At 69.3% G+C, this 25,507-nt stretch carries 25 protein-coding genes and 1 pseudogene; 11 read left to right on the top strand and 15 right to left on the bottom strand.

What is annotated here, in order from left to right; genetic code table 11:
- Nucleotides 1–91: 91 nt before the first annotated feature.
- Nucleotides 92–487: a winged helix-turn-helix transcriptional regulator gene (locus tag WMF11_RS41900; protein WP_437974754.1), complete on the top strand. Its 396-nt coding sequence runs from the start codon at nt 92–94 to the stop codon at nt 485–487.
- A 383-nt stretch (nt 488–870) separates the two neighbouring features.
- On the opposite strand, the gene WMF11_RS41895 is transcribed toward WMF11_RS41900, so the two are convergent.
- The gene (locus WMF11_RS41895; protein WP_437904686.1) at nt 871–1,650 is read right to left on the bottom strand and encodes a hypothetical protein; all 780 of its coding nucleotides are present in this window, start codon (nt 1,648–1,650) and stop codon (nt 871–873) included.
- Between WMF11_RS41895 and WMF11_RS41890 the strand changes: the two genes are divergently transcribed.
- The 5 genes from WMF11_RS41890 to WMF11_RS41870 all read left to right on the top strand — a co-directional run bounded on the left by WMF11_RS41890 (nt 1,649) and on the right by WMF11_RS41870 (nt 6,140).
- A complete protein-coding gene (locus tag WMF11_RS41890; protein ID WP_437974753.1) occupies nt 1,649–1,828 on the top strand; it encodes a hypothetical protein in 180 nt (59 codons plus the stop codon). The genes WMF11_RS41895 and WMF11_RS41890 overlap by 2 nt on opposite strands.
- Before the next feature lie 297 nt (nt 1,829–2,125).
- Entirely contained in the window at nt 2,126–2,746 is a 621-nt protein-coding gene (locus tag WMF11_RS41885; protein ID WP_437974752.1) for a glutathione S-transferase family protein, read from the top strand.
- 179 nt (nt 2,747–2,925) lie between these two features.
- On the top strand, nt 2,926–3,933 hold the full coding sequence (locus tag WMF11_RS41880) for a GlxA family transcriptional regulator (protein WP_437974751.1): 1,008 nt from the start codon (nt 2,926–2,928) through the stop codon (nt 3,931–3,933).
- 81 nt (nt 3,934–4,014) lie between these two features.
- Entirely contained in the window at nt 4,015–4,650 is a 636-nt protein-coding gene (locus tag WMF11_RS41875; RefSeq protein ID WP_437974750.1) for an HD domain-containing protein, read from the top strand.
- Nucleotides 4,651–4,916: 266 nt separating this feature from the next.
- Nucleotides 4,917–6,140, top strand: a complete 1,224-nt coding sequence (locus WMF11_RS41870) for an MFS transporter (RefSeq protein WP_437974749.1) — start codon at nt 4,917–4,919, stop codon at nt 6,138–6,140.
- Between the two features lie 9 nt (nt 6,141–6,149).
- Here WMF11_RS41870 and WMF11_RS41865 read toward each other — a convergent pair whose 3' ends face one another.
- The 8 genes and pseudogenes from WMF11_RS41865 to WMF11_RS41830 all read right to left on the bottom strand — a co-directional run bounded on the left by WMF11_RS41865 (nt 6,150) and on the right by WMF11_RS41830 (nt 13,120).
- Nucleotides 6,150–6,947: an alpha/beta fold hydrolase gene (locus tag WMF11_RS41865; protein WP_437974748.1), complete on the bottom strand. Its 798-nt coding sequence runs from the start codon at nt 6,945–6,947 to the stop codon at nt 6,150–6,152.
- Nucleotides 6,948–7,023: 76 nt separating this feature from the next.
- Nucleotides 7,024–7,620 (bottom strand): dihydrofolate reductase family protein, encoded by a 597-nt coding sequence (locus WMF11_RS41860; protein ID WP_437974747.1) that lies wholly within the window; start codon nt 7,618–7,620, stop codon nt 7,024–7,026.
- Nucleotides 7,621–7,795: 175 nt separating this feature from the next.
- Nucleotides 7,796–8,554, bottom strand: a complete 759-nt coding sequence (locus WMF11_RS41855; protein ID WP_437974746.1) for a nucleotidyltransferase domain-containing protein — start codon at nt 8,552–8,554, stop codon at nt 7,796–7,798.
- Nucleotides 8,555–8,668: 114 nt separating this feature from the next.
- A pseudogene (locus WMF11_RS41850) lies at nt 8,669–8,995 on the bottom strand (PLP-dependent transferase); the annotation flags it as partial.
- Nucleotides 8,996–9,086: 91 nt separating this feature from the next.
- A complete protein-coding gene (locus tag WMF11_RS41845) occupies nt 9,087–9,443 on the bottom strand; it encodes an HNH endonuclease (protein ID WP_437979385.1) in 357 nt (118 codons plus the stop codon).
- A gap of 47 nt (nt 9,444–9,490) precedes the next feature.
- Complete coding sequence (locus WMF11_RS41840; RefSeq protein WP_437741843.1) at nt 9,491–9,706, bottom strand: hypothetical protein; 216 nt, start codon at nt 9,704–9,706, stop codon at nt 9,491–9,493.
- A 317-nt stretch (nt 9,707–10,023) separates the two neighbouring features.
- Nucleotides 10,024–10,587: a hypothetical protein gene (locus WMF11_RS41835; protein ID WP_437974745.1), complete on the bottom strand. Its 564-nt coding sequence runs from the start codon at nt 10,585–10,587 to the stop codon at nt 10,024–10,026.
- 325 nt (nt 10,588–10,912) lie between these two features.
- Nucleotides 10,913–13,120, bottom strand: a complete 2,208-nt coding sequence (locus tag WMF11_RS41830) for a N,N-dimethylformamidase beta subunit family domain-containing protein (RefSeq protein ID WP_437974744.1) — start codon at nt 13,118–13,120, stop codon at nt 10,913–10,915.
- A gap of 600 nt (nt 13,121–13,720) precedes the next feature.
- On the opposite strand from WMF11_RS41830, the gene WMF11_RS41825 reads away from it, so the two are divergent.
- The 3 genes from WMF11_RS41825 to WMF11_RS41815 all read left to right on the top strand — a co-directional run bounded on the left by WMF11_RS41825 (nt 13,721) and on the right by WMF11_RS41815 (nt 15,901).
- Nucleotides 13,721–14,212: a DoxX family protein gene (locus WMF11_RS41825; protein WP_437545582.1), complete on the top strand. Its 492-nt coding sequence runs from the start codon at nt 13,721–13,723 to the stop codon at nt 14,210–14,212.
- 97 nt (nt 14,213–14,309) lie between these two features.
- A complete protein-coding gene (locus WMF11_RS41820; protein ID WP_437974743.1) occupies nt 14,310–14,939 on the top strand; it encodes a glutathione S-transferase family protein in 630 nt (209 codons plus the stop codon).
- Entirely contained in the window at nt 14,936–15,901 is a 966-nt protein-coding gene (locus WMF11_RS41815) for an endo alpha-1,4 polygalactosaminidase (protein WP_437974742.1), read from the top strand. Before WMF11_RS41820 ends, WMF11_RS41815 begins: the two co-directional genes overlap by 4 nt.
- A 253-nt stretch (nt 15,902–16,154) precedes the next feature.
- Here the strand turns inward: WMF11_RS41815 and WMF11_RS41810 are convergent, their stop codons facing one another.
- Both WMF11_RS41810 and WMF11_RS41805 read right to left on the bottom strand, forming a co-directional pair.
- A complete protein-coding gene (locus WMF11_RS41810; RefSeq protein ID WP_437974741.1) occupies nt 16,155–16,958 on the bottom strand; it encodes a hypothetical protein in 804 nt (267 codons plus the stop codon).
- Between the two features lie 285 nt (nt 16,959–17,243).
- Complete coding sequence (locus WMF11_RS41805) at nt 17,244–18,254, bottom strand: LysR family transcriptional regulator (protein ID WP_437974740.1); 1,011 nt, start codon at nt 18,252–18,254, stop codon at nt 17,244–17,246.
- A gap of 90 nt (nt 18,255–18,344) precedes the next feature.
- Between WMF11_RS41805 and WMF11_RS41800 the strand changes: the two genes are divergently transcribed.
- Nucleotides 18,345–19,538, top strand: a complete 1,194-nt coding sequence (locus tag WMF11_RS41800) for an FAD-dependent oxidoreductase (protein WP_437974739.1) — start codon at nt 18,345–18,347, stop codon at nt 19,536–19,538.
- Between the two features lie 57 nt (nt 19,539–19,595).
- Here the strand turns inward: WMF11_RS41800 and WMF11_RS41795 are convergent, their stop codons facing one another.
- From WMF11_RS41795 to WMF11_RS41785, 3 genes are all read right to left on the bottom strand, one after another.
- Nucleotides 19,596–21,776 (bottom strand): penicillin-binding transpeptidase domain-containing protein, encoded by a 2,181-nt coding sequence (locus WMF11_RS41795; protein ID WP_437974738.1) that lies wholly within the window; start codon nt 21,774–21,776, stop codon nt 19,596–19,598.
- Between the two features lies 1 nt (nt 21,777).
- Complete coding sequence (locus WMF11_RS41790) at nt 21,778–22,158, bottom strand: BlaI/MecI/CopY family transcriptional regulator (RefSeq protein WP_437974737.1); 381 nt, start codon at nt 22,156–22,158, stop codon at nt 21,778–21,780.
- A 75-nt stretch (nt 22,159–22,233) separates the two neighbouring features.
- Nucleotides 22,234–23,451: an FAD-dependent monooxygenase gene (locus WMF11_RS41785; RefSeq protein WP_437974736.1), complete on the bottom strand. Its 1,218-nt coding sequence runs from the start codon at nt 23,449–23,451 to the stop codon at nt 22,234–22,236.
- 209 nt (nt 23,452–23,660) lie between these two features.
- On the opposite strand from WMF11_RS41785, the gene WMF11_RS41780 reads away from it, so the two are divergent.
- Nucleotides 23,661–24,326 carry a TetR/AcrR family transcriptional regulator gene (locus tag WMF11_RS41780; RefSeq protein ID WP_437974735.1) on the top strand — a complete coding sequence of 222 codons (666 nt, stop codon included), beginning with the start codon at nt 23,661–23,663 and terminating at the stop codon, nt 24,324–24,326.
- Between the two features lie 81 nt (nt 24,327–24,407).
- On the opposite strand, the gene WMF11_RS41775 is transcribed toward WMF11_RS41780, so the two are convergent.
- Complete coding sequence (locus WMF11_RS41775; RefSeq protein WP_437974734.1) at nt 24,408–25,421, bottom strand: formylglycine-generating enzyme family protein; 1,014 nt, start codon at nt 25,419–25,421, stop codon at nt 24,408–24,410.
- Nucleotides 25,422–25,507 lie beyond the last annotated feature (86 nt).

Below are 25,507 nucleotides of genomic sequence, written 5' to 3'. Positions count from 1 at the left end.
CTTGCATGGGCGGTGATTCCTCCTGAGGGACGATGACGCGCGGCCCGGCGCGTGGGCCCCCTCGCGCGCAAAGTTGGGCTAGGCTCATCGGGTGGCAAGAACGCACGAAAAGGTGGGGTACGCACCTGGAGGTGAGTACGACGAGCCGGCGACTCCCGAGATCGCCGCCGAGCGTGTCGAGCAGGCCCTCGAGCTCCTCAAGGGGCGCTGGAAGCTGGTGATCCTCTTCCGCCTCTTCGGAGGGAAGGTGCAGCGCTTCTCGGAGCTCGAGCGCGCCATCCCTGGCATCTCGCAGAAGATGCTGATCCAGCAGCTCCGGCAGATGGAGCGCGACGGGATGATCTGGCGCGTCACGCACCCCGAGGTGCCGCCCCGGGTCGAGTACGGGCTCACCGACTGGGGACAAGCGCTCTGCCCGGCGCTGGACACGCTGCTGCGATGGGCAGCCAAGCGCAACTCGTCCTCTCCCGTCGATTCGCGTTCGTGATGGCTGCCCCAGCGGCCGCTCTTCAACCCGCGCCACCATCGCTGGACCGATCACTTCACGTGGAGCGTCGACGTAACCAGGGTAGAGGGCGCGACTCCATCGGGTAGAGCAACGGTCATCGCGCTCCGGATGAACCGCGCGACGATCGTCGCCGCACGCCGGCGCTGGGCCGAGGTGGGCTGGCACCCGCCCGCGTAGCGACCGGCCGAGGACGTCTTTCGTGACGCCCGCGCGCGGCTCCGGTGACGCTCCCGGTCATCGTTCACGACCGGGCTGAGGTCGAGCTGAACGATCGTGCCCGGGCAGGCGGACGAGAACGCGCGCCCGGGCTCCGGGTCGTCACCGCCGCGGCCTGGGCGCGGTAACAGCCTCACCTCGGGTCGTCAGTCCGAGAAGTTGATCGCCAGGTGGTACGAGGCGGTCTCGGCCTGGTCCACGATCACGCGCATCACCCGGTTGATGCCCGGGGTCGACTCGGAGAAGCGGAGCAGGACGCCTTCGCCGCCGCTGTAGTTACCCAGCGTCTCATCGCGGCCGACGATCCTCTTCCGGAGAACGCGGAGCCGGAGCGAGCCACTCAGGACGTCCGCGTGCCCCTCTGTCGTCTTGGCGCGTCCACCGCTGCTGATGCTCCGGTTACCAGAGCCACCCAGGATACAGTGGTCGGTCCCGGATGTGCAGAAGCGCGCGGAGAAGTCCGCCGCCGAGAACGCCGACGCCGCCGTACCGAGCTCTTCGGCGCGCCCCGGTCCGCGGTCACCTGCGCCGTTCGGCTGCCCTTGCGTCGCCAGGGCCTCCGGGTTCGACAGAAGGTCGCCTCCGCGTTCCGAGGCGATGAGGTCCGGCGGCGCCGGGCGATTCGTCAGGTGCGTGAACAGCTCGCTCGGCAGAAAGCGGCTGATCTGGATCCCGCGCAGCGGATCGAACCCTGTCTTCTCGAAGACGGATCCGATGAAGACGCCCCCCTCTTCATTTCGCAGAAACTCCACGTACCCACCCCCGTCGTAGTCGACTCGCGCGAGCAGGCCCGCCTGGGGGTCGGAGTTCACCTCGAAGTCGTCCTCCATCGTCCCGGCGCCGGCGCTGCAGCCGACAACGGACGCCCCGGCAAGACAGGAGATCATGAAGGCGAATGCGAACGTGAAACGTCGATCGATTTTCATGGCGATTCTCCGCGCTCATTCGACCTTGACCGGCGGTGAGATCGAGACGCGCTCCATCTCGTCCCCCGGCCCGATGCACCTCGGGCGAGCGGCGATGCCCGGCGCAATGAGCTCGATTCCGCAAGAGACGTTCCATGTGCAGGCGACGCACGGCGACGAGCTCGCCGCGGCACCGTGATACGGTCACCGCATACGAGCGCTTCGACGTCGCCCACGAGCCCTCTCCATCGTCCTGCGCCTTTGCGCCTTTGCGTTGAACTCTGGCTGCTCCACAGGATATGCGCCGTGCGTACGGATGGCGTCGCGGTCAGCTGGCGACGAATCCGGATTTCAGGGCAGCGTGGCCAACCTCGGTCAGGTCACGGCGCCTCGGGCGTGACGTCCACCAGGTGGAGCGCCGTCCACCGAGATCGAGCTCATGCGCGACGAACGAAGCCCCCTTGCGCCTCGCGCGGGGCGGAGTTCTGCTCGCCGCATGTCCGACCTCACATTCTATTACGCCCCCATGACGAGCGCAGACCGGGTGCACTGGGCGCTCGAGGAGCTCGGCGTCCCCTACGAGAAGGTCAAGCTCGACCTTGCGGCGGGAGATCAGCGCAAGCCCGAGTACCTCGCGCTCAACCCGAACGGCAAGGTTCCGCTGCTGGTCGTGGATGGGAAGCCCATCTTCGAGGGGCTCGCGATCCTGCTCTACCTCGGCGAGCGCTTCGGCGTGGACAAGGGCCTCTTCCCGCCGCTCAACGCCGATCGCGCCGAGGCGTTCAAGTGGATGGCCTGGGGCAACGTCACGCTGTTCGAGGCGACGACGCGGCTCCTGCGCAACACCCTGGAGCGCTTCCCCGCCGACGAGCGCAACCCCAAGGTAGCCGAGGGCGCGAAGCAGGACCTCGCGAACGGGATCGAGATCCTCGACCGCGCGCTCGAGGGCAAGGAGTACCTCGTGGGCAACCAGTTCTCGCTCGCCGACGTGTCGCTCGTGACGGCGCTGCCGTTCCTGGCCCGCTTCGGCGTGGACCTCTCGCCTTTCGCGAACGTGAACGCGTGGATCGCCCGCTGCACGAGCCGGCCTGCGGCCAAGCGCGTCAGGCCGGGCTGACGTCTCCGCCCTCGCCCTGACTCCTGCGGAGATCACCAGGAAAGCCGGGCCGCCGATCGGCGCCCGGTCGGCGATGGGCACGGCGGGAGCGTCGTGGCGCAGTCGGCGGCGAGGTCGAGCGCATTCCCGCTCTGCTGCGCTCCCGTCTGGCCCGTCTTGATCTATCTCCCTGTCCCCTCATGCCAGCGAGCTTCACCCAGCCCCGCCTCGTCGTCCTGCTCGCCTTCGAGGGCGTCGCGCTGCTCGATCTCGCGGGGCCTCTCGAGGCCTTCACCGTGGCGACCACCTTGCGCGCGCCGGGCGCGCCTCCGCCTTATCGCGCGATCGTCGCCTCGACGGCCGGCGGGCCGGCGCGCACCACGACCGGGCTCGCGGTCTGTGCCGAGCCGCTCGCGGCGCTCGACGGCGAGGCCATCGACACCCTGATCGTGCCGGGCAGCGGGCCGCCGGAGGCCCCGGCCGTGCCGCCTGATCTCGTCGCCTGGCTCGCCCGCCGCGCGCCGCGCGTGCGCCGCACCTGCGCCGTGTGCACGGGCGCCTTCCTGCTCGCCGCCGCGGGCCTGCTCGACGGTCGCCGCGCGGCGACCCACTGGCGCTCCGCGCCGCTCCTCGCGGAGCGCCACCCGCGCGTCCGCGTCGACGCGGACTCCGTCTACCTGCGCGACGGCTCGATCTGGACCTCGGCCGGCATCACCGCCGGCATCGACCTCGCCCTCGCGCTCGTCGAGGAGGACCTCGGGCACCGCGCGGCGATGGCGGTCGCCCGGCAGCTCGTCGTGTTCCTCAAGCGGCCTGGCGGGCAGTCGCAGTTCAGCGCGCCGCTCGCGGCGCAGGCCGCCGAGGGCGGCACCTTCGCCGACCTGCATGCCTGGATGGCGGACCGCCTCGCCGGCGATCTGCGCGTCGAGCGCCTGGCCGCGCAGGCGGGGATGAGCCCGCGCACCTTCGCGCGCGCGTACACGGCCGCGCTCGGGCAGACGCCGGCGAAGGTGGTCGCGGCCATGCGCCTCGAGGCCGCCTGCCAGGCCGTCGCCGGCACGGACCTCCCGCTCAAGCGGATCGCCCACCAGTGCGGCTTCGGCGACGAGCAGAACCTGCGCCGCGCCTTCCTGCGCCGGCTCGGCGTGGGACCGCTCGAGTACCGGGAGCGCTTCTCCGGGAACGCCCGCGCGCGTGGCAGGAAATGACGGCAGTTCGGCGGGGCGCCCCGCCGGCGAGCGCGCACCCTCCTGGAGCTTGGCCTTCGCCGGCAGACAGGAGCCCCCGACATGACCACAGAGATCGCCGGAATCCACGCCCCCGACACGCGCCTTGCCCATGACGCGACCGTGCTCGCGCGCGAGGTCTCGGCCCCTTACCTCTTCCACCACGTGATGCGCTCGTACTACTTCGGCGAGCTCGCGGCCCGGCAGCGCGGCATCGCCCTCGACCGCGAGCTGCTCTACCTCTCCGTGGTGCTTCACGACCTCGGCCTGACCGAGCGCTTCGCCGGCCCCGAGCGCTTCGAGGTCGACGGCGCCAACGCCGCCCGCGCCTTTCTCGTCGACCGCGGCCTGCCCCGGGAGAAGGCGTCCCTCGTGTGGGACGCCATCGCGCTGCACACCAGCCTGGGCATCGCCCCGCACAAGGAGCCGGAGGTCGCCGTCGCCCATCTCGGGATCGCGATCGATTACGGCGGCCTCGGGCTAGAGGCGCTGCCGCGCGGAGCGGTCGAGCAGATCCTGAGGGCCTATCCGCGGCTCGAGATGAAGCAGGAGCTGCGGCGCGCCCTCTGCGGCGTCGTGGAGCGGAAGCCCCACACAACGGCCGGCAATTTCCTCGCGGACTACGGCCGCCGCTACGTGCCGGGTTTTCAGCCCTTCGACGCCAGCGCCCTGCTGGAGGGCGCCCCGTTCGACAGCTGAGCTGGGCGGAGCGCTCATGAAGATCGATGCGTCCTTGCTGCGCCAGCAGCGGGCGCGTGCTGCGCGTGTGCTGCTGGAGCAGCAGAGCCGGCGGGCCGCGCGCTGGCGCCGGCCTCCTGCCGTGGCGCCAGGGGCGGCGAGGCGGTCGCCATGGGCCTGCTCCGGCTCGGGAGCGTGGTTTGCAAGGCGCCCGCGCGGCAGCACCACCCGATTCGGCGCGGCGGACGAACGCGCCGATCGACCGGCCGCTCGCCTCGGTTCGCCTGATGACACCTTCGCCGCCTCTTCCCCAGCGTTATCTCCTCGGCTTCATGGTGCTCGGCCTGCTCGCGGGCTCGAGCAACGGCGTGGCCAAGGTGGTCCTGCCGCTGTATGCCGCCTCGCTCCACGCTTCCCCCTGGCAGATCGGCCTGGTCGGCGGCCTGCAGTTCACGGGCATGCTGCTGCTCTCGATGCCGGTCGGGGGCTTGATCGACCGCCACGGCAGCCGGCCGCTGTTCCGCTTCGGCGGCCTCGCGGGCGCGGCGCTGTACCTGCTCGGCTTCACCCACATGGATCGGCCCTGGCAGCTCATCGCGGGCGTGGTCCTCTTCGGGCTGCTCAACCCGTTTCGCATGGTCGCGACCCAGACCGAGTTTCTTCACCTGCTTCCTCGCCTCGGCCCGCGCAAGGCAGGGTGGCAGCGCGCGTCCCACGCGCTCGGCATGTTCTTCGTGGGCCCGATGCTCGGCGCGCAGCTCCTCGGCCTGCTCGGCTACACCGGCGTGTTCGTCGTGACCGGGCTCGGGCTGCTGGCGACGGTCTTCGTCGGCGATCGCGTGCTCTCCGGGGCTCCACCTGGCCGCGGGCGCTCGGCCACGCCGCTCCTCGAGCGCCTGCGCGGACAGGTCGGGATCATCCTGTCTCGCCGCGAGCTGCGCCAGAGCATGCTCATTGAGCTGTGTGGTCAGATGGCGATGTCCTACTTCGCCGTGTTCGTTGTGTTGATCGGGATCCGCGAGTTTCACCTCTCGGTGCCCCAGGCCGCGACCCTCGTGACCCTCCAGGGCGCCGTGTTCGTGCTGACCCTGCTCCTCGCCGGGGGTGCCCTGTCGCCGCTGCGCGACGCTGCGCGCTACGCGATCGCCTTCTCGCTGCTGCTCGCGACCGAGCTCCTGCTCGCTTTCCCCCTCGGCGTCGCGTCGCTGTGGATCGGGGCGGTCCTGCTCGGGCTCGGGCTGGGCGTGCAGCACCTCACGAGCGTCAATCGCTTCGCGGCGCTCACCGCCGAGCTCGGCCGCGGCCGGGTGGGCGGCCTGTTCTCGCTCTCGGGACCGGCCGGGGGCCTGATCGGCGCGGTGGCGGGCGGCTCGCTCGGCCAGCGCTTCGGCCTGTTCAGCGGCTTTCGCGTGCTCGCGGCGCTCTATGCGGTGCTGATGCTGTGGCACGGGCGCGGCGTCCTGACCGAGAACGCCCAGCGCGTCGTGCTCGCCGAGGGCGAGCCGGAGTGACCGCAGCAGCTACGCCAGCTCGCGCAAGAACGACAGGACCACCTCTCCCAGGCGCTCGGGTTGTTCGAAGGGAAGGCCGTGGCCGGCCTCCTGCACCTGTTCGATTCGCACGCGTGGGTTGAGGCTCCGCAGCTCCGTTGCCATCTCGAGCGTGACGACGGGGCTGTCGTCACCGATGACGAGCAGGCTCGGGACGTCAATCGCGCTCACCACGTCGCGGTACGCGGGGTTGGGCGGCGTGAGGACGTCGAACGCGTCCATGCGGGTCTTCAGCCTCGCCTCGGCCTGGAGCTCGATGATCTCGGGCGAGCGGTGCGGCTGTCGGGCTCGAGCCCGCGCAACGAGGTCAGACTTCTGCAAGCCGAGGACCTGGCGGTGTTGATCGGCGACGTCGCTGTCGTGCACCTCGCGCTGGCGCTCGGGGCTCAAGAACGTCGGGTCGACAAGGACGAGGCCGCGGAGGACCGCCGCCCCTCGACTCGCCACCACCGCGGCGGTCATGCCGCCCATCGAGTGGCCAAGCAGGACCGGACGAGAGAGCGAAAGGCCTCGGATGAGGCCCACGACGTCGCTCGCGTGATCGTCGTACCGGTATCCGTGGGGCGGTGCGCCCGAGCCGCCGTGCCCTCGGGCGTCGGGCATGACGACGTCGAATTCACCTTCGAGCGCCCGCGCCAGGGGAGTCCAGCAGGCGCCGCTCCCCATCAATCCATGGAGCAGGACGACGGGAACCTTGGCGCCTCCGGTCCGGAGGTAGTGGATGTTGATGCCGTTCGTTTCGCAGACTCCGCTGAACCAGGTCGTCATGAGGCTGTTCCTGCCTGCCGCAGCTTCGCACGTGTGATGTCTCCCGTCGCTCATTCGACGGCCCTCGCCAGCAGGACTACGCCTTGCGCACCGGGTAGCGCAGGTGTGTGACGCCGACGCCCGCGATCACCGTCGGGTTGCCGAGGATGGCTGGCGTGCGGGCGAGGTGGTCAAAGAGTCGAACTCCGGACCCAAGAAGAACTGCCGCGATGTCGACGTGGATTTCGTCGAGGAGCCCAGCATTCAGGCACTGCTGGATGGTGTCGGCGCCATGGACCCCGACGGACTTCCCGGCGGCGGCGGCTCTGGCCTGGTTCACGGCGCTCTCGATGCCGTCGGTCACGAAGTGGACAGTCGAGTTGGGTCGCGGCCATCCGGCGGGGATGTCGTGGGTGAGCACGAACGCTGGTCCCCAAGCGTGATTTCCACCCCAGCCCTGGGCGAAGTCGAACGTGCGTCGACCGGTGAGCATGGCACCGAGTTCGGACGTGAGTCCGCGAAGGTGCTCGGCGCTCGGCCCGGACACCTTGAATGTCATGGGATCCGACCCTCCGGTGTGGATCTCGACGTCCCCCGAATTGGCGTACCAGTCGAACACCTCGGCCACGCCATCGTTGAGGTCGGCGACGTAACCGTCGAGCGACATGGACATGATTGCGACGACCTTCGACATTGCGATGCTCCTCTGGAGGGTGAAGGCTGCTTTCAGGGGATAGGAAAGAGTACCATGAAAATCGACGCTGGGACGCATTGGAGGGCGGACGCGGCTTCTGCCGCGTGGGGGTGCGCAGCGCATCCCATCGCATCCACGCGTCGGTCAGCAAGCCCTCGCTGGGCGGCGCTCCGTGTCAGTCGTCAGGCACGGGGACCCTTTCGGAATCCCACTCGAAGAAGCCGCGTGCACGGATGGTGCGGTCCGCCAGGGCTCGCGCTGCGAGCTGGCGCTCCTCGATTGTGGAGACCCCGAAGAAGCGACGCGCCGCCTCGGCGACTTCACGGTCGCTCCGTTCGACCTCAAGCAGCAGGTTCTTGTTCCCTGGCACCGTCCCGCGCTCGGCGCGCAGGTGGTACCGGAGCATCTCCATGACCGCCTCACCGAGCAACGCGCTGGCCGTGGTGGGATCGCGCTCCGCGATGTCCTCGCCGTCTTCCAGGAGTGTCGCCGCTGAATAACGAGCGAACGCGTCCTCATCCGGAGTGAGCTCGGCGCGCTTCTTCAGCCACTCGGCGGCCTCCTCCCGCAGGCCGTCGATCGCTTGGCCGCCGAACACAGGGAAGCCGGTGGCAATCATGTGCGCCGCGGAGGGGCGACCGTGCTCATGCTCGCTTGCGAAGTACGCTCGAATTGCGCGTGCCGGGTTGACGAAGATCTCGACCGGAACGTCGCCGAACCACCGCTGTAGACGCTGCTTGTACGGACGCTCCTGCACAACGAAGACGTCGAGATCGCTGCTTCGATCGCCTGCGCCGCGGACGACCGACCCCGCGGCGACGATCGCCCGCGGCTCGAACGTCTCGAATACAAACGCGACGACCGCGCGGAGCGCTGTTGCATACCTCGACGGGAGGTCGGGCCAGCTGCACATGGCGAGCACGTCGGGGCTCATGTTGTTCTCCGAGATCGTCTCATCTGCCGGCCCAACGCGGCGACAAGCTGCGGGTGCGAAACGCCCGTCAGCTTCATCGGCTTGTCAGGCGAAGTCAAGGGAAGATGCCCAGGGTCAAGGCTCCTGAGGTGCGGAAGCCACCGAGGGCTCACTCCCTGTCCGTCGCAGCGCTTGATCCAGGTCGGCCCAGAGGTCCTCGACGTCCTCGATGCCAACGCTGAGCCGGAGCAAAGAAGGCGGGAGATGCTCCTGCCCAGGGATCGCTGCCCGCCGCTCGATCGTAGACTCCACCGCGCCGAGGCTCGTGGCATGCTGAATGAGTCCGAGGTAGGCGCAGACCGCGTTGGCCGCGTCGGCGCCACCTCGGACATCGAAGGAGATGATCGTTCCGAACCCTCGGAGCTGACGCCGCGCGACCTCGTGGGTCGGATGGGACGCCAGTTACATTACATGCCCAACGTCTTGCCGGTGTGCCGCGGCGCGGAGTGCCGCCGGCACCAGGGGCGTGTTCGGCACGTGCCGCTGCGCCGGCTCACGGGTACCGGTTTCGGCGCAATAGCAATGCACGCAGGCGAACTCGGTCCTCGCCATTCATGTCCAGAAGCTGGACTGTGGCGCGCCCCTCGGCCGTCAGCCCTTGAAGCGTACCCTCAATCGCGACCGTGAAGTGCTCGCGCCAAGAGTGACACCTGGGATGATACAACGCCACGAGGATCCCAGTCGTTGGATCGATGGAGGCGATGTTAGGACCCTTCTTCAGATTGCAATGGATGCAGCAGAGGCACAGATTGGAAATATCGTCGGAGCCACGATGCTGCCTCCCGATGATGTGATCGACTTGATGGGGGAGGATTGAAGCTTCTTGAGGAAGCCGGCAGTACTCACACACACCCTGGGCGCGCCGCTGTACGGTCTCCCGCACATCGTTCGAGAGCGTCACGAAGCCGCGCGCATCGTCCAGAACTCCTCGGCCTCGAGCTTGAGGAGGCTGAGCCTGTCGTTCAAGCGGACGATCTCTGCATACTCCCTTTGCTCCTCCGGGGTGAGCGCGCCTTCGGTGCTCTTCTGCGCGAGCTCCTCGACGCGTGGGGAGAGATCTCTGCTGACAGCATCGAGCGCCGCCTCAAGCTGTTCGAGGGTTCGCCTTTCCATGAGGTTCTCCGTTCGACGTCGGCACGGAGAGCATGCCATCCCTCCGCCGTCCCTTCAAGCTCCGCCCGCCTCGGCCGGGCGAAGCAACTCCACGGCCCGGGGGCCGCACGGCCCGTAGCAGGATCCACCCCGTGCGCCGGCGGTGAGGAGCCTGGCTTCGCGGGGCCGTTGCTTACGCCCGTCAGCGTCTTCGGGCAGAGCTCGCTGAGCACCGAGCCCGTCTGCCGAACGACCTGCGGCTCAGCCGCGTAGCGGCGTCGGCTGCTGCCGCTGGCTGGGCAGCTGCGGAGCCGGATCGCTGGACACGGGGAGGCACGTCAGCAAAAATGGCACGTCTGGCGAAGAGCGCAGCCGAGGCATCGCTCGGCGAGCGCCGTGAAGTCGGGCACAGCAAAGGGAAGACCTCCCTCGCGCGAGAACAGGTCTTCGAAGAGCCGGGCAGGCGGAAAAACGTAGTTGCCAAAGGTGATGCTCACCCATGAACGAGCGGCAGCGATTCCGGCGATCTCCATGTACCCGGCCTTGTAGGGGTAATTGGCGATAGCAACCGGCGGAACGTCCCCGAGATCCACGCGCGCTCCGAAATCGAGCGCCGCGTCCTCGGCGTCGCGGCCTTCGGACATCGACACGGGCACCTGGGTACGATGGCATGTGATCGCGACGTAGTAGACGTCGTCGAACTGCGCCTGCGTCATGTCGATCCGCGCCCCGCCTTGGAGCGCTTCGAGCGCAAGCAGAGGCGGCCGCTTTGGTCGGAGCTCGCTCCAGATCGTGGCTTGAACGTTGTCATCATTCTCCAGAGAATGGCAGAGCTCCTCCGCGGAGTCGGGACGCCGCCACGAGCCCGGATTGCGCCCGCGGTACTTGCCGGCCTTGGGCATCCCGCGCGACATCGTGAACACGAAGGACCCAACGGGCTCGGGGTCCGTCCGCACAAACCGCTCGGGGTCCTTCCCGACGAACCCAGCGCTCATCGCGGCTTCGAGAAACGCCGTCATCGCCTCCGCCTTGAAGACCAAGCTCGGATCGAGCGGGACGAGCAGATGAGAATAAACCATGCTCATGGATTGCCTCGCGGTGCTGGGAGCCCTCCGTGGACGAGTCGCCACGTATCGATGGAGGGCGACCGGTACGACGAAGCTGAGGCTCGAACTATCTCTTCCTCGTACATGTCACCTCCGCTGCCCCGCATCAGGTAGCGCCGATCTACGGCATGTTGTCCGGCGGCTCGTTCCCGGCGCTCACAATGCCGAAGCGCGCGAGCGCGTTGGCGACAAGCGCTGCGAACGCGGGGTCGCTCCAGAGCGCCGAGCCGGCGTTGACGGATCCGGCGTTGAACACGCGCCCCCCGCGCGGACGCTCCCAGTAGATCAGCTCGCCGCCCTGGCTCGTCGCGCCTCTCTCCTGGCCATCCGTCGTGTGAAGGATCTGCCCGAAATAGTCGAACGCGCGCGAGCACGGCAACGTCGAGGTCGCGAGCACCTCGATGCCCGGCTCCGGTGTGGGCTCGGCGGCACCGTAGGGCACCGGAGCCTGCCGCAGTGGCAGTAACGTGGCGATCGTGACGTCGTATTCGTGCCCGACGGCGGCCAGCGTCCCGGTGCCGAGTTTGTCGCCCGCGCGTAGGCCGGTCTCGAGCGGCTGATGAAACAACGGGTGCGCGCCGTCGACGACCGTGTAGGGCGCGAAATCCGCGGAGCTCGCCGCCTCGGTGTACGCGAGGAACATGAGCCCCGAGAGGCTCGACCACGACCGACCGCGATCGCGCAGCAGCCCTCCGCGTTGCCCGTCGGCGGCGTGCCAGCTCTCGCCCCATCGGTCCGTGGTTGTCCCGAGGCCGGGACCCACCTTGCGGCACTCCAGGATCGACCGATCGCGATCGTACGCGACGGTCCACCAGACCGCATTCCCCGTGAGCGACACGAGGCAGCCGCCGCTGGTCAGCCACGCGTCGACGGTGTCGAACATTCGCGTGGTCCAGTACTCGGCATGACCTGCGAGGACGAGGAGCGAGGCGCCTGCGAGCGCCCGCAGCCCCTCGCGATCCAGATCCGAGTCCGCTATCACGTCGTAATCATAGCGCTGTGCCTCGAGCCATGCGTGCGTGAAGTGCTCTGCGCGCACCAGATGGTGGTACCCGGCACCGTACGCGATCGTGTCCGGCGCCGCCGCTGGCACAGGGATGCGCAGGCCGAGCTGGAAGCCGGGTTGACCACCCCGATGGGGCGCGTAGCAGCTGTGCTGCGGAACGTCACCGCCTTCGCCGCCGAACGGATTCGTATTGTACGCACGCCAGGTGTGCGTGTTCGCGAGGACAACGACGCGTGGCCGCGGTCGCGTGCGGGGCGCGCGCACCACGAATGACACCCATGTCTCGCCGCTCGCGCCCCGAAATCGCGCGCCGTAAAGGCCAGGGCGTGCGTTCGCGGGGATAACGACGGTGTCCGTCGCGGTCCACCCGCAATCGTGGAGATCATCGCGCGCGAAGCGCACCGAGCTTCCCCGATCGGGATCGGCGTAAGGATCGTACGCGCTGAACTGCGTGACTTTCGCCTCGGCGAACGAAGGACCGCCGATGTTCCACGTCCCGTTGTTGATCATCGTCCCGTGGCGAGCATCGTCGGAGATGTCCGGCGCGAGAACGCCTTCACGATGGTCGAGCGGCCAGCAGCCGAACGCGGGACGCGCCGGAGGGGTCCGACCCCGATCGTTGAACCTGCCGAGGACCTCGGAGGCGGTGAGCGCCTCGGTGTAGATGACGGGCATCGCGAGATCGCCGTCGAGGAACTGATCCGCAACGCCGTTGTTCCCGTACGCGCCCAGCCGGATCGGACTCACACCACCGGCGACGTATCCAGTGAAACCGTTGGCTGCGCTGCGCTGCCCGTCGACGTAGAGGCAGCGCGTGCGGCCATCCCAGGTACCTACGACGTGGTGCCACGTGCCCGGCGTGAGACACAGGAGCGCCGCGCAGTCGCCGGCCTGCCGCCACGCGGCTCCGTCACCGAGGTAGAAGTACGGTGTGAGCGTCGGGTCGAGGAAGAGCCCGAAGCTGCACGCCGACGGGTAATCGTGCTGCGTGACGAGCCCGGTCCAAGCGCCCGCCACCGTGGGCCGGACCCAACATTCGATGGTGATCTGGTTCACCACGAAGCCCGGCTGGAGGCCGATCGCGTGGATGTACGACCCCGGATAAACCGGTTGTTGCATGGGCCTGGGCTGCGCCTGTGTCGCGACGATCGTGTCGCTGCCGCGATCGCCGACCACCGTACCGAGCCTCCGGATCTCGATGTCGTACGGCGTATGGCTGCTCACGTAGAACTTGATACGCTCGCCCGGGTAGACACTCTCACGGTCGGCGTACGCGTGCAGCCCGGCGAGATCGATGCGGCGGTGCGGCGGCAAGGAGCTCATTGATGGATCTTTCCTTCTTCACGGAGTTTGGTGCCGAAGGTGCGATTCGTGTGAACCCTCAAGTGGGAGTGCCTCGATGTATCGCCTCCCAGCGTCGCAATCAGCTGTGCTGCGCGACATCTGTTCGCGTTTTGCATGTAGGCTGCGAACTGTGGTGCCCGATCACCGTATTCTCGCGGATGAGTCGCGGCATCTTGTAGCATATCTTCGTATTCCCGTGGATAGGTCGCGATGTGCCGCAGGCGATCCGCGCATCTCCGGAGATAGGCCACCGCTGCATGACTACGTACCCCCGTTGATGGGCTTCGGACGGCGACGGTGCACTGCGAGGCAAGATGCGTGCCTGTGGTGGGTTGCCTCGGGCGACTGAAGTGCGGCCGAATGATCCGCGGTTCGGCCTGCCGCTCGATCTTCCTGCATGGCCGCGGCGCTCTCCCGGCGTCACCGCAGGCGCCCTTCCGGCAGGGCCGCGGCTGCCCTTCCGGCGCGTCCGCCGGGCCGGGCGCCCGGTCAGGGGCGGCGCGGCGGTTTTTTTCCGGCGACCGATGATTCCTGGTGGGGCCGGGGGTCTACGGGGTGAATCCCAGCACGGAGGCACCCATGACCGCGATCTCCACCAGCATCCATCATCGTGACCAGGATCTCACCACCGGGCCCCGGGCCGAGGCGCCGGCCAGCGTCGCAGCGCCTGGCGCGGCGCCGTCCCGGCGAGCGCTGTGGGCGGGGCGCGTCCTGAGCGGGCTGGGCGTGCTGTTCCTGACGTTCGATGCCGCGGTGAAGGTGCTGCAGCTCTTCCCCGCGGATGCGGCCACGGCCCAGCTCGGATTCCCGGTCAGCCTCGTCCCCACCCTCGGCTACCTTCAGATCGCCTGTCTGGTGACGTACCTGATCCCGCGCACCGCGGTGCTCGGCGCGATCCTGTGGACCGGTTACCTGGGCGGCGCGATCGCGATCCACGTGCGGGTCGGGAGCCCGCTCTTCAGCCACACGCTCTTTCCGATCTACATCGCCGCGCTCCTCTGGGCGGGGCTCTGGCTGCGCGACCGCCGCGCGCGCGCGCTGCTCGCGAGCCCGGCGTCGCTCGACCGATGAGCTTCACATGGGCTTCCCGCCTCCCCGCCTTCATGGTCAGATGGGGCCGCGGCCTGCCCGCCTCTCGAACCATGGATCGCGAGCAAGGAGACCACCGATGATCAAGGTCTACAACTTCGCGCGCGGGGCCCGCGGCCTGCGCGTGATGTGGCAGTGCGAGGAGATGGGTTTGCCCTACCAGGTCGAGATGGTCTCGTTTCCGCCGAGCGAAGCCTACCTCGCGCTGCATCCGCTCGGCACCGTGCCGTTCCTCGAGGATGAGGGCGGCGTGGCGATCCACGAGTCCGTCGCGATGATGCTCTACGTGGCGCAGCACTACGGGCCCACGCCCCTCCTGCCCGGCAAGGGCGATCCGGCGCTCGCGCGCGTGCTGCAAATGACCGTGTTCGGCGAAGCGACGATCGGGGCAGCCGTCAATGCCCTGCTGACAGCACATTTCGGCGCGCCGGAGGCGGACAAGCGCAACTGGTCGGTCCGCGCGCACGAGGCAAGCATCGAGAAGGCCTTGCGCTTCACGACCGGCATGCTCGGCAACATGCCTTTTCTCGCCGGCGAGCGCCTCACGCTCGCCGACATCTCCGTGAGCACCGCGATCGGAATCTATCGCGGCGCGCTCGGCAAGACGCTGCCCGACGAGCTCGTCGCCTACCAGGAGCGGATCGCCGCGCGGCCGGAGTACCAGCGCGCGCGCTCGAGGTGCCGTGGCGAGGACGGGGGGCTGAAATGAATCGATCGTGGCCCGCGGTGGTCAAGTCGTTGATCTTCGTCCTCGCGGCGGTGCCCGCCGCGTGCAGCGACGCTGGCGTGGATCCGGGCGGGGCAGGGGGCTCGCCCCAGAGCTCGGGCACGCCGGCGTCGACGTCCACCTCATCGGCGTCCGCCTCATCGACAACCGCCGGCGGGGGCCCCGGCGTCTGGATCCCGGCGCTCGAGACGTCGTGGCACTGGATGATCGACCACCCCCTGGACCTGGACGACCCCAGGGACATGGGCCTGGTCGATCCCACGGGAGCGCCCATCGATTCACCGCCTCCCACGGTCTACGACCTCGACTGGGAGTTCACGCCGGCCGAGACGGTGGCCGCGCTGCACGCGAAGGGCGCCAAGGTCATCTGCTACGTCGACGTCGGCGCGTTCGAGGACTATCGGCCAGACGCCGGCGACTTCCCGGAGTCGGTCAAAGGCAACCCGGACTACCACTGGGAGGGCTCGTTCTGGCTCGATATCCGGCAGATCGATGTCCTCAGGCCGATCATGCTGGCCCGGTTCCAGGTCTGCAGGGACAAGGGCTTCGACGCCATCGAGCCCGACGAGGTCGACGGTTACGCCAACGACTCCGGGTTCCCCCTCAGCTATGGAGACCAGCTCGCCTACAACGTGGTCATCGCAGATCTCGCCCACTCGGTGGGCCTGTCCGTGGGGCTCAAGGGCGACATCGAGCAGGCGGCGGACCTGTGGCCGTACTTCGACTGGACGCTGAACGAGCAGTGCTTCGAGTATGAAGAGTGCGAGCTCCTCGTCGATTCCTTCCTGGCGAACGGCAAGGCAGTGTTCGAGGTGGAGTACGACGATCCGTTCTCCGGTCACATGACCGACAGGTCGCTCTTCTGCGAACAGGCGAACGCCTGGGGCTTCAACAGCATGGAGATGCCGCTCGACCTCGACGGCGGCCGGTGGCCCTGCCGGTGACCCGCAGCCTTCCGCTGCCGCAGCCGGAGCCTTTTCAGGCTTCTCCGTAGAATCTGTGGGTGCATGGTCGCCATGGCGGCGCCAGATGGCCGCTGCTTGGCCAGGGTACCGACGACGCGTGATCGCCGCGGCTGGCCACCCCGTCACCAGGCGCCGGTGGCCTCGTCGCGCTCGCGTCGCACCGGCGGATACCGGCGGATACCCGTCAGCCCGAGCCCGCCCGCGAAGTGCTTGGCGACTGGCGAGCCCGGGACTACGGATTTTCCGGGACGGCGAGACGCCGTTCAGCGGTGACAAGCAGCTGAGGAGCGACGACGAAGCTTGTTCTTCCCTCGGTCGACTCGATCCCCCATGGTTGACTCGTGTCAACCTCGACGACCGCGTGCCCGGATGACGTTCGTTGGCCCCGAATCTGGCAGGCGAGCGTTACCGGACGCGGGTACGTGCTCGACGCATCAAGGTTCTCCGAGGTCACCACGGGCACCTTCTCGCGAAAGAGGTGGACTTTCCCCTCAGCGTCCGTGAGCTCGCACTCGACCCACCCGGGCTGCGCGTCATCAACGAAGCGCTTGGCCCACGCGAGCAGCGAGGTCAGCTCGGATGGCTCGGATTCTGTTTCCAGAAATGCTCGGACGTCGGCTTCGACGGCATCGACGGTTCCATACACGCCCTCGTCCGCGAGGCTGCGCTCGTCGTCGAAACCGAAGCAACGCCCTGCGAGAGGTGCAGGAACCTGCCCCTGGATCGCGAGCTCTTCAAGCACGTGCGTGACCACGCGCCAGATGTCGGCGCGCGCGCGGACCGCGTCACGTACCCGGGCGAGGAACTTTCGAAACACAAGGTCCGGATCGGGTCGAGCGGCGATCGCGCGGAGCATCCGCGCCACGTCGGGAGGATTCGGGCGGACAGCGCCCGCAAGCTCGAGGAGCTCTGGCGATGGGCTTGCTTCGCGCGCGACCAGCTCGCACGCCCAATCAATCGCTTCGCGCTTCTCCGTCAGTCCGTGCTCGACGGCCAACGCGAGCGCTCCCGCTTGCTCACGAAGCTCAGGCGTCATGAGGTGACCGCTGCTCCCGCGTGGAGCGCCTTGATCCCCGACCCCACCTCCTCGCGCCGCCCCCACGCATCGTGGGAAGTTAGCGTATCCGACGGCTGCCCCACCTTGTCAAGGAGACCAGCGCAGGGCCGTGCGGGCTCTACAATCTTCTCCGGTCACATGACCGACAGGTCGCTCTTCTGCGAACAGGCGAACGCCTGGGGCTTCAACAGCATGGAGATGCCGCTCGATCTCGACGGCGGCCGGTGGCCCTGCCGGTGACCCGCGGCCTTCCGAGCGCCCGCATCATCGCCTTGTCGGTGAGCGGGACGTAGGCCTCGAACCCCGAGGTCCACTCGGCTTCTTCCTCGTGCCCTCCGCCGCGCGGCCTCGCGCGCGCGGGCCGTCGCGGAGCGCGGCGATGACGAGCTCCCGGAAGCAGCGGGCGCCCTCATCCTCGTGGGTCCGCTCGTGCCAGACGAGCTGCATGCGGAAGACGAGCGCGGCCACCGGCGGCTCGAGGAGGGTGAGCGGCGCGAGGCGCGCGAGCGCCTCGGCGATGCGGCGCGGCATGGCGGCGACGAGGTCGGTGTTCGCGGCGATGACCGCGGCGGCGGAGAAGGTCGGGACGGCGGCGGCGATCTCGCGGCACAGCCCCTGGGCCGCGAGCGCCTCCACGGCGGCGCGGTTGCCGATGCCGCCGCGCCCGAGCGCGATGTGGATGTCGATGTGGCGCAGCGAGTTGAACGCCTCGCGCGTGAGCCGGCGGCGGGCGCACGGGTGACCGCGGCGGACCACGAACACGCTGTCCTGCTCGAAGAGGTCCGCGGCGTGGTGGCCCGGCGGGAGCGGGTGCGCGGGCGCGATCGTCGCGTCGACGTCGCCGCCGCCGAGCCCCCCGGTCGCCTCGAGGTGGTCGACGCTCACCACGCGGAGGGTCGCGCGCGGCATCTCGGCCGCGGCCGCGCGCGCGATCGCCGGCAGGCTGCAGATCTGGTCGAGGTCCGAGAGCGCGAGCGTGAACGCGCGCGTGGTCGCCCGCGGGTCGAACGCGCGATCCCCCTCGATCGCGCCCGTGATCTCGCCGAACGCGGCCCGGAGCCGCGGCGCGATCTGCTGCGCGCGGGGCGTGGGGACGAGGCCGCGCCCGCTGCGCACGACCAGCGGGTCGCCGAGCTGCGCGCGCAGCCGCGCGAGCGAGTTGCTCACCGCCGACGGCGTGACGCGGAGCCGCCGCGCGGCCCGCGCCGCGCTCCGCTCCTCGAGCACCGCGTGCAGGACGAGCAGCAGGTTGAGATCGAGCGTCGACAAGTTCACGGTTGGTGACGATTACCATCACGAATCATCACTGGAAATGAGCGTCAGTCCCACCCATGCTGGCCAGGAATCGAGGTCGGAGGTGGCGAGATGACACAGCGAGGTGTGCGGCGGGTGGTGGTCGTCGGCGGGGGCATCGCGGGCCCGGTGCTCGGGATGTTCCTTCAGCGCATCGGCGTGGAGGCGACGATCTTCGAGGCGCGCGCGGCCCCCCTGGAGCAGGAGGGCGCGTTCCTGGGCGTCGCGCCGAACGGGATGAACGTGCTCGCGGATCTGGGCGTCGCGCGCGCGGTGCAGGCGCGGGGCGCGGTGTGTGACGGCATCCGGTTCGAGAACGCCCGCGGGCGGCGCATCGGCGTGATCGATCAGCGCGACGCGGCGCGCCGGTTCGGCGCGGGGCTCGTGATGATCCGGCGCGGCGCGCTGCACGCGGCGCTCGCGGAGGAGGCGGCCCGGCGGGGCGTCACGATCCGGTACGGCATGCGGCTCGAGGGGGTGGACTGCTCGGAGCCGCGCGAGGTCGTGGCGCGCTTCGAGGGCGGCGGCGAGGCGCGCGGCGACGTGCTCATCGGGTGCGACGGCGTCCGATCGCGCACGCGGGCGGCGGCGCTGCCCGGCGCGCCGGCCCCGGGATACACAGGCCTCATCGATTTCGGCGGCTTCGCGCGCTGCCCTGGCGCGCCGCTTCAACCTGGCTGGAGCGTGATGGTCTTTGGCCGCCGCGCGTTCTTCGGCGCGTTCGCGGCGCCGGAAGGCGAGGTCTGGTGGTTCCACAACAGCGGGGAGCCCGCGCCGGAGGGCGCCGCCGCGCCGGGGCCGCTCCGCGAGCGCATCCTCGCGCTCCACGAGGGCGATCCAGGCTGGATCGCGGACGTGGTGCGCGCGACGCCCGAGGTGCTCGGTCCGTGGCTGCTGCACGACATCCTGACGATGCCGCGCTGGCACGCCGGCCGGGTCTGCCTGATCGGGGACGCGGCGCACGCCGCGACGCCGCACGCCGGCCAGGGCGCCTCGCTGGCCATGGAGGACGGGATGCTCCTCGCGAGGTGCCTGCGGGACGAGCCCGAGCCGGAGCGAGCGTTCGCGGCGTTCGAGCGGCTGCGGCGGCCGCGGGTCGAGGCGATCGTCCGCCAGGCGCGCCGCAACGGCAGCCGCAAGGCGGTCTCGGGGCCCGTCGCGGGGTGGCTCCGCGACAGGGCGCTGCCGCTGTTCTTGCGGATCGGCGCTGCCGCGCAGGAGCGCGTGCACGCGTACCGGATCGACTGGGAGGAGCGGATCGCGTAGCCGGGGAGAGGGCGGGGCTGTGTACCCCTCGACGTGGGCGCCCTCGACGCGCTTGGATCAGCGCCCGAGCGCCCGCGCGGTGATGCGCGCGAACACCGGCCCCGCCACCTTGCCACCCGTCGCGTCCTCCGCGGCGACCACCGCGCCGACGAGGATGACGAAGCGCGGCTGCTCGGCCGGCGCGACCCCGATGAAGCTCGCGTAATTGCGCGGCTCGCCCGCCGCCGATTGCTCGTCCGTGGTGCCGGTCTTGCCGGCGATCCGCACCCCTTGCACACGCGCCGCTTTGCCCGTCGCCTGCTCGTCGCTCACGGCGCGCTCCAGCATGCCCATCACCGCCCGCGCCGTCTCCGGGCGGAGCACGCGCTCGTTCTCCACGTGGTGCTCGAAGCGGACACCGCCGTCCGCGCCCCGGGCGCGCCGGGCGAGCGTCGGCGCATTGAACACGCCGTCATTGGCGATCGCGGCGTAAGCGGCGGCCATCTGCAGCGGGCTGGCCATCGCGCCGCCATGGCCCGATGCCAGGGCCACGCCGCGGAGCGAGCCGTCCGCGATGACCGGAGGCACCTCGCCGACCGGCGCGCCGCGGAGCTGGATGCGCATCGCCTCGCCGAAATGAAAGCGCCGGAGCCAGCGCCCGAGCGCCTCGCCGCCGAGCTTGTCGAAGATCCGCGAGGCCCCGATGTTCGATGAGAGCGTGAGGATCTGCGGGACGTCGAGCCACTCGTTCGGGCTCGCGTCGCGGAGGATCTCGTTGCCATAGCTCCGCGCTCCCTTGTCGCAGAAGAACCGGTCGGTCACCGCAATGGCCCTCTCATCGAGAGCGGCCGCGACGGTGAGCGACTTGATGGTCGAGCCGCTGATGCGCGGCGCCGCGGCGGTGCTCGGATCATGGATGGCCAGCACCTCGCCGGTCTTCGGATCGAGCACGATCGCCGTGGCGGTGACAGGGTGCCATTCGTCCGCCATCCGCTTCATCTCTTCATCGACGATCGCCTGGATGTCGCGATCGATCGTGAGCTCCAGGCGATCGGCTGGGGCGCCCAGCACGGAGGCGACCTCCGCGGTCAGATGGGCCAGAGAGGCCGGCGTGGAGCCAGCAACGGCGGAGGTAGCGGTCGGAACGGACGCGCCCGCCGGTGCAGGAGCGACCGGCTCCGACTTCCCGGACGGATTGGCCGGATGGGCCGCCACGGCCGCGGCAGGTCCTTCCTTGCCGGCGGTGACGCACGCCACCACCCCGAGCAGCGCCGCAGCCGACGCGGTGATTGCAACGCCCCGCGCCGCCGACGTGCGCAACGACCCCGCCCGCGGTCGCACGATGGCCTCGACCCGCGCCAAGAGCTGCGAGGGCTCCGCCATCCCGAGCGCTCCGCCCGGCACCTCACGGAGCCGCGCCACGCTCGTCGCAATGGCCAGCAGGTGCTCGGCATATTCGGTCGGCCGCGCCCCGCTCGCCAGGACCCGCTCGTCCGCCGAGAGCTCGCGCTCCATGCGAAGCCTGCGCGCCGCGAGCCACACAAGCGGGTTGAACCAGTGCATTGCACAGGCGAGCTGCCCCACGATCTGGGCAAGACAATCGCGCTGCCGCACGTGCGCCAGCTCGTGCAACAGCACGGCTCGCCAGCGCGCCTGGCTCCACTCGAGCGCCTCCCGCGGCACCAGCACCACCGCCGAAAAGACCCCGGTCACCGCCGGCACATCGATCTCGGAGCTGACGCACACGCGGGCGTTCATGCGCGCTTCGCCGAGCGTTGCCGTGATCCCGGGAAACGAGAGCGGGGTCGCGCGCCGGGCGATCCCACGCGCCTTGGCGAGGCCATGGGCGAGGCGAGCGAGCACCGCAAATGCCCCGAGCGCCCACACGGCAAGGAGCACCGGGCCCCACGGAAAGGACTGAGTTGCCGGGGCGACCGGCGTGAACGGAGCCTGCACCACGGCGTGGGAGACAGGCTCGACGGAGGGTGGGGCAATGGCATCCCCGATGGGCTCGGCGAAGGGTCTACTCGCGTCTGCGACGCCAAGCTCGACCACCGGCAGCACGCGCCACGCCGGAACGAGCCGCGAGGCGACCGGCACCAGCGCCGCGGCCGCGAGCCCGAGCACCAGCACGAGCCGGCGTGTGGAGGCCGGCGCGCGGCGGAGCAGCGGCATCACCGCGAGGGCGAGCCCGAGGAGCACGGCGCCTCGCGCGGCATCGACGAGGAACGGCAGCGGGCTCATCTCGATCGGGCTCATTTCAACCCCCTTCTTTCTTGGCGCGCTCGATCACCTGGGCGATGCGATCCAGCTCTTCGCGCGATAGCTTGGACTTCGACGTGTCGACAAGCGCGGTGACCGCTTGCTCGACCGAGCCTCCAAAGAACGTCCGCACGACCTGCGCCAGCGCGCTCCTGCGAGCCTCGCTCGGGGCCGTGACCGGCGTGTAGACGTAGCGTTGCCCTTCCTCCACGTGCTTGACGTGCCCGCGCTCCTCCAGCAGGCGCAGCAGCGCGCGGACCGCGGAGTAGCTCGGCGGATCCTCGAGGTTGTCCTTCACCTCGTGCGCGGTCGCGCGCCGCAGGCGGTACAAAATGTCCATGATCTCGCGCTCTCGGCGCGTGAGCGGCGGCTTCGGCATGACGTCCATCCGTAGCCTGATGCTAAGAAATTAGCAAGCAATGCGTGCTAATTTCTTAGCACGTGCGATCGCGAGCTATCCTCGGGCCTGCACGCCATAGAGGGGGAGGGTGAGCGCCGTCGAGGCCTTCCGGCCCTTGCGACCGGGGAGCCCCGTGCGCGTCAGCCATGGTGCCACCCGGAGCGCTTGATTCCGGATCCACAGCGCTCGCGATGTGGCGGGGATCAGACTGGCCGCGCCTCCGCCGGCGAGCGCCTGGTTCACCTCGACGAACGGCCTCATGACGCGCTCGTACGAGGCGAAGGCGGCGCCAGGGGCGGAATGGGTCGCCAGCTCCCCCGCCAGGACGTAGGCGCCGACCATGGCGGTGCTCGTACCTTGGCCCGACAGGAACGACGGCGCGTGGGCCGCGTCTCCCACGAGGGCGACCCTTCCCTTCGACCATCGAGGCATGCGGATCTGGCTGACGACGTCGAAGAAGACATCGGTGGCCTCCTGCAGAGCGGCGAGCATCCGCGGTACTTCCCAGCGGGCGCCGGCGAAGACACTGGCGGTCAACCTTCGCTGGGCCTCGATGTCGGCGAACTCCGAGAAGGGAGGCTGGGGACGGGCGAAGGTCAGGAACGCGTGCAGGCGATCGCTGTCGCCGGCCGCGAACAGCACGGCCGCCTTCCCGGGCGTGTTGCTGATGAACGCCTCGTGAGAGAGCCCGAGGGTGTTGGGGATGGTGAACCCCGCAAAGCAGTAGCCGAGATAACGGTGGTACTGCGCCTCGGGCCCGAAGGCGAGCCGCCGTGTGTTCGAATGCAATCCGTCAGCGCCGATGACCAGGTCGAAGGGGCGTCGCAGGCCGCTCTGGAAGTGCACATCGACGCCGCCGCCGTGCTCGTTCAAGGCGGTGATGGAGTCGCCGAAGCGGAACTCGACGTCATCACGGACGGCGTCGTAGAGCACCGTCGTGAGCTCTCCGCGAGGCAGCTCCAGATCCCGGCCTTCCTTGCCGCCGGTGAGCGCCTCGGGCCGGATCGACCCGATGAGCGCGCCGTCGCCGTCGACGAACGTGATTTTGCGTGAGTCGATGTGCGCGGCCGCGATGCGCGATAACACGCCCATGCGCTTCACGACGTCGATCGCGGTGCCCCGGATGTCGATCGCGTAGCCGCCGCCTCGCACAGCGCCGGCCTTCTCCACCACCGTGACTTCAAAGCCGTACCTGTGAAGCCAGTACGCGAGCACGGGGCCGGCGATGCTCGCGCCGGAGATCAGGATCTTCTTGTTCCGCGAAGTCGCCATGTGTCCGCCTTCCTTCGGTGTGAGCTCGCAGCGGCGGAGGGCGCATCCGCGAGAGATCGGCGCGACCCGCCCGCTGCCACGAGGCAGGGCAAGCAGCTGCCGACCGCGGTCCACTCGGCCCAGGGAGCTCTGACGTCGACTACACTACACGGTGTAGTTTACAAAGGCCAGGGCAAAATGAGGCCGAAATGGGCTATACCTGGAGGTGCATGTCCTCCACCGGCGCACAAAAGGCTCTTCGTGAAGGGTCCGCGCAGAAGCGATCCGCCATCCTCGTGGCGGCCCGGGAGTTGTTCCTGGCCGACGGGTTCGACCGCTCGAGCGTCGATGCCGTCGCCGCTCGCGCCGGCGTCTCCAAGAGGACGGTGTATGACTATTTCGGCGACAAACAGGCTCTCTTGCTGGCCGTCGTCGAGTCCACAGGTGACCTGCTCATCGCGGCGATCCGACGGGCCATCGAGGACACCTTGACGCACGTCACGGACCTGGAGGACGCCTTGATCACCTTCTCGGCGCGGATCGTGACCGAGATGCTCGGCTCGGTGGACTACCTTGCCCTCATGCGGCTGGTAACGGTGGAGTCCGTTCAGCTGTCCCAGCTGCGCGGTCGCGACCACTGGATGATGAACGCTCCGGAAGAGGCGATCGCGGAGCGGTTCGCGGAATTTGCGCGTGCAGGGCTGCTCGACGCGCCGAACCCCCGGCAGGCGGCCGATCATTTCATCGCGCTGACCGTCTTGCTCGCCGCCAACGGGTTCGGGCCGGTGATCGCCCCGAATGACGCCCGCATGCGAGACCTCCTCGTCGAGGGGGTGCGCGCATTCCTTCGAGCCTACGCGCCCAGCCGCCCGGCCCAGCCTCGATCCCTCGCGTAGCGCAGGCGGCCGCGGCGGCGCGCGGCGTCACGGCCAGAGCGCGATGGCGACCGTGACACTGCATGCCGGTGACCGACAGGCTCAAGGGTTTCTGGCGCAACGCGACCCGATGTTGCCTCGGAGCTCGGGGTAGTAGACGTGGCGGGTGGCTGACCGAAGGGTCGGGGCGAGGTCGTCGTTGCTGCCGCTCCGGAAGGCCCGGTAGGAGCCTGCTGTCACGGCGGCGCAGTCATGACATGGCACTGGGTACTGGACCGGATCCCAGTCCAGCGTCCATTCCCACGCGTTCCCGCCGAGGTCGGACTGCCCCCACCTCGCGTCGCCTTTGGGCGACTTCGATCCGACGTTCCGTAGGCCGCAGGTGCCGCCGCAGTAGACCGCGTAGCTGTCATCGATCGCCGTAGAGGTCGCTGGCTTCGACCACGGATAGTACCTGTGCTCGTTGCCCCCGGAGGCCGCGTAGTTCCACTCCGCCTCTGTCGGCAGCCGTCCCTCGTCCCACGCACAGAACGCGAACGCCGCGTACCAGTCCAGGCAGTTGATCGGTTTATTTTCGTCGCTCCACGCTGTGTCCGTCCAGCTCTGATGGACAAAGCAATTCAGGGTGTCTCTTAGAGCAGCCGTGTTCGGCGGCAGCTTGGTGTTCCACGCCGAGCTCCAGCCAGAGCCTGGGATCTTTGGATGTGCGCCCGCACCATCCCCAGGCGGGCTGGCCTGCGTGCCCATGCCTGCGTTCACGAACGCCCGGAACCGGCCCACGGTGACCTCGTACCTGTCGAGGTAGAAGTCGCTCACCGTCGCCGGGTAGCTCCGGTCCAGATAGTCCACGCCGTCGTAGCTTCGAGCGAAGGTTCCGCCGGGGACGAGCAAGCTCTCGCAGCAGTCCCCGCTCCCCGAGGGCCCGCAGGTCGCCGGCAGCCCGGTGCAACTTGGCGCCGTTCCAGCCCAGGCGCCCGCGCGGCCGCTGCTTCGATCCACCGCGATCGCCTCGTCCGCCGCGGTCCTGTCATCGTTTCCGCAGGTGCAACCTGCCGAGAGCAGCAGCCCGAAAACCGCGATGCCGACGGTGTGGTAAGGAGGGGCAAGCGAAATCATAGGTCACCCACGAGGGGCAGATCCTGTTCCCCTCCCACGAGCAGGGCTCACCGCTACGTTGCACACACACATCTGTGCGGACATGC

This window comes from Sorangium sp. So ce295 (assembly GCF_051527405.1).
GTDB lineage: Bacteria > Myxococcota_A > Polyangia > Polyangiales > Polyangiaceae > Sorangium > Sorangium cellulosum_B.
This window is presented reverse-complemented; position numbering and strand designations above follow the sequence as displayed.

Bases quoted from the DNA above. Each gene is read 5' to 3' on its own strand.
- WMF11_RS41795 (WP_437974738.1), bottom strand. From the start codon at position 21,776: ATGAGCCCGATCGAGATGAGCCCGCTGCCGTTCCTCGTCGATGCCGCG.
- WMF11_RS41835 (WP_437974745.1), bottom strand. From the start codon at position 10,587: ATGCCCAAGGCCGGCAAGTACCGCGGGCGCAATCCGGGCTCGTGGCGG.
- WMF11_RS41895 (WP_437904686.1), bottom strand. From the start codon at position 1,650: ATGAAAATCGATCGACGTTTCACGTTCGCATTCGCCTTCATGATCTCC.
- WMF11_RS41800 (WP_437974739.1), top strand. From the start codon at position 18,345: ATGACACAGCGAGGTGTGCGGCGGGTGGTGGTCGTCGGCGGGGGCATC.
- WMF11_RS41860 (WP_437974747.1), bottom strand. From the start codon at position 7,620: ATGTCGAAGGTCGTCGCAATCATGTCCATGTCGCTCGACGGTTACGTC.
- WMF11_RS41840 (WP_437741843.1), bottom strand. From the start codon at position 9,706: ATGGAAAGGCGAACCCTCGAACAGCTTGAGGCGGCGCTCGATGCTGTC.
- WMF11_RS41790 (WP_437974737.1), bottom strand. From the start codon at position 22,158: ATGCCGAAGCCGCCGCTCACGCGCCGAGAGCGCGAGATCATGGACATT.
- WMF11_RS41820 (WP_437974743.1), top strand. From the start codon at position 14,310: ATGATCAAGGTCTACAACTTCGCGCGCGGGGCCCGCGGCCTGCGCGTG.
- WMF11_RS41870 (WP_437974749.1), top strand. From the start codon at position 4,917: ATGACACCTTCGCCGCCTCTTCCCCAGCGTTATCTCCTCGGCTTCATG.
- WMF11_RS41780 (WP_437974735.1), top strand. From the start codon at position 23,661: ATGTCCTCCACCGGCGCACAAAAGGCTCTTCGTGAAGGGTCCGCGCAG.
- WMF11_RS41830 (WP_437974744.1), bottom strand. From the start codon at position 13,120: ATGAGCTCCTTGCCGCCGCACCGCCGCATCGATCTCGCCGGGCTGCAC.
- WMF11_RS41880 (WP_437974751.1), top strand. From the start codon at position 2,926: ATGCCAGCGAGCTTCACCCAGCCCCGCCTCGTCGTCCTGCTCGCCTTC.
- WMF11_RS41875 (WP_437974750.1), top strand. From the start codon at position 4,015: ATGACCACAGAGATCGCCGGAATCCACGCCCCCGACACGCGCCTTGCC.
- WMF11_RS41775 (WP_437974734.1), bottom strand. From the start codon at position 25,421: ATGATTTCGCTTGCCCCTCCTTACCACACCGTCGGCATCGCGGTTTTC.
- WMF11_RS41825 (WP_437545582.1), top strand. From the start codon at position 13,721: ATGACCGCGATCTCCACCAGCATCCATCATCGTGACCAGGATCTCACC.
- WMF11_RS41885 (WP_437974752.1), top strand. From the start codon at position 2,126: ATGTCCGACCTCACATTCTATTACGCCCCCATGACGAGCGCAGACCGG.
- WMF11_RS41855 (WP_437974746.1), bottom strand. From the start codon at position 8,554: ATGAGCCCCGACGTGCTCGCCATGTGCAGCTGGCCCGACCTCCCGTCG.
- WMF11_RS41890 (WP_437974753.1), top strand. From the start codon at position 1,649: ATGGCGATTCTCCGCGCTCATTCGACCTTGACCGGCGGTGAGATCGAG.
- WMF11_RS41815 (WP_437974742.1), top strand. From the start codon at position 14,936: ATGAATCGATCGTGGCCCGCGGTGGTCAAGTCGTTGATCTTCGTCCTC.
- WMF11_RS41810 (WP_437974741.1), bottom strand. From the start codon at position 16,958: ATGACGCCTGAGCTTCGTGAGCAAGCGGGAGCGCTCGCGTTGGCCGTC.
- WMF11_RS41785 (WP_437974736.1), bottom strand. From the start codon at position 23,451: ATGGCGACTTCGCGGAACAAGAAGATCCTGATCTCCGGCGCGAGCATC.
- WMF11_RS41865 (WP_437974748.1), bottom strand. From the start codon at position 6,947: ATGACGACCTGGTTCAGCGGAGTCTGCGAAACGAACGGCATCAACATC.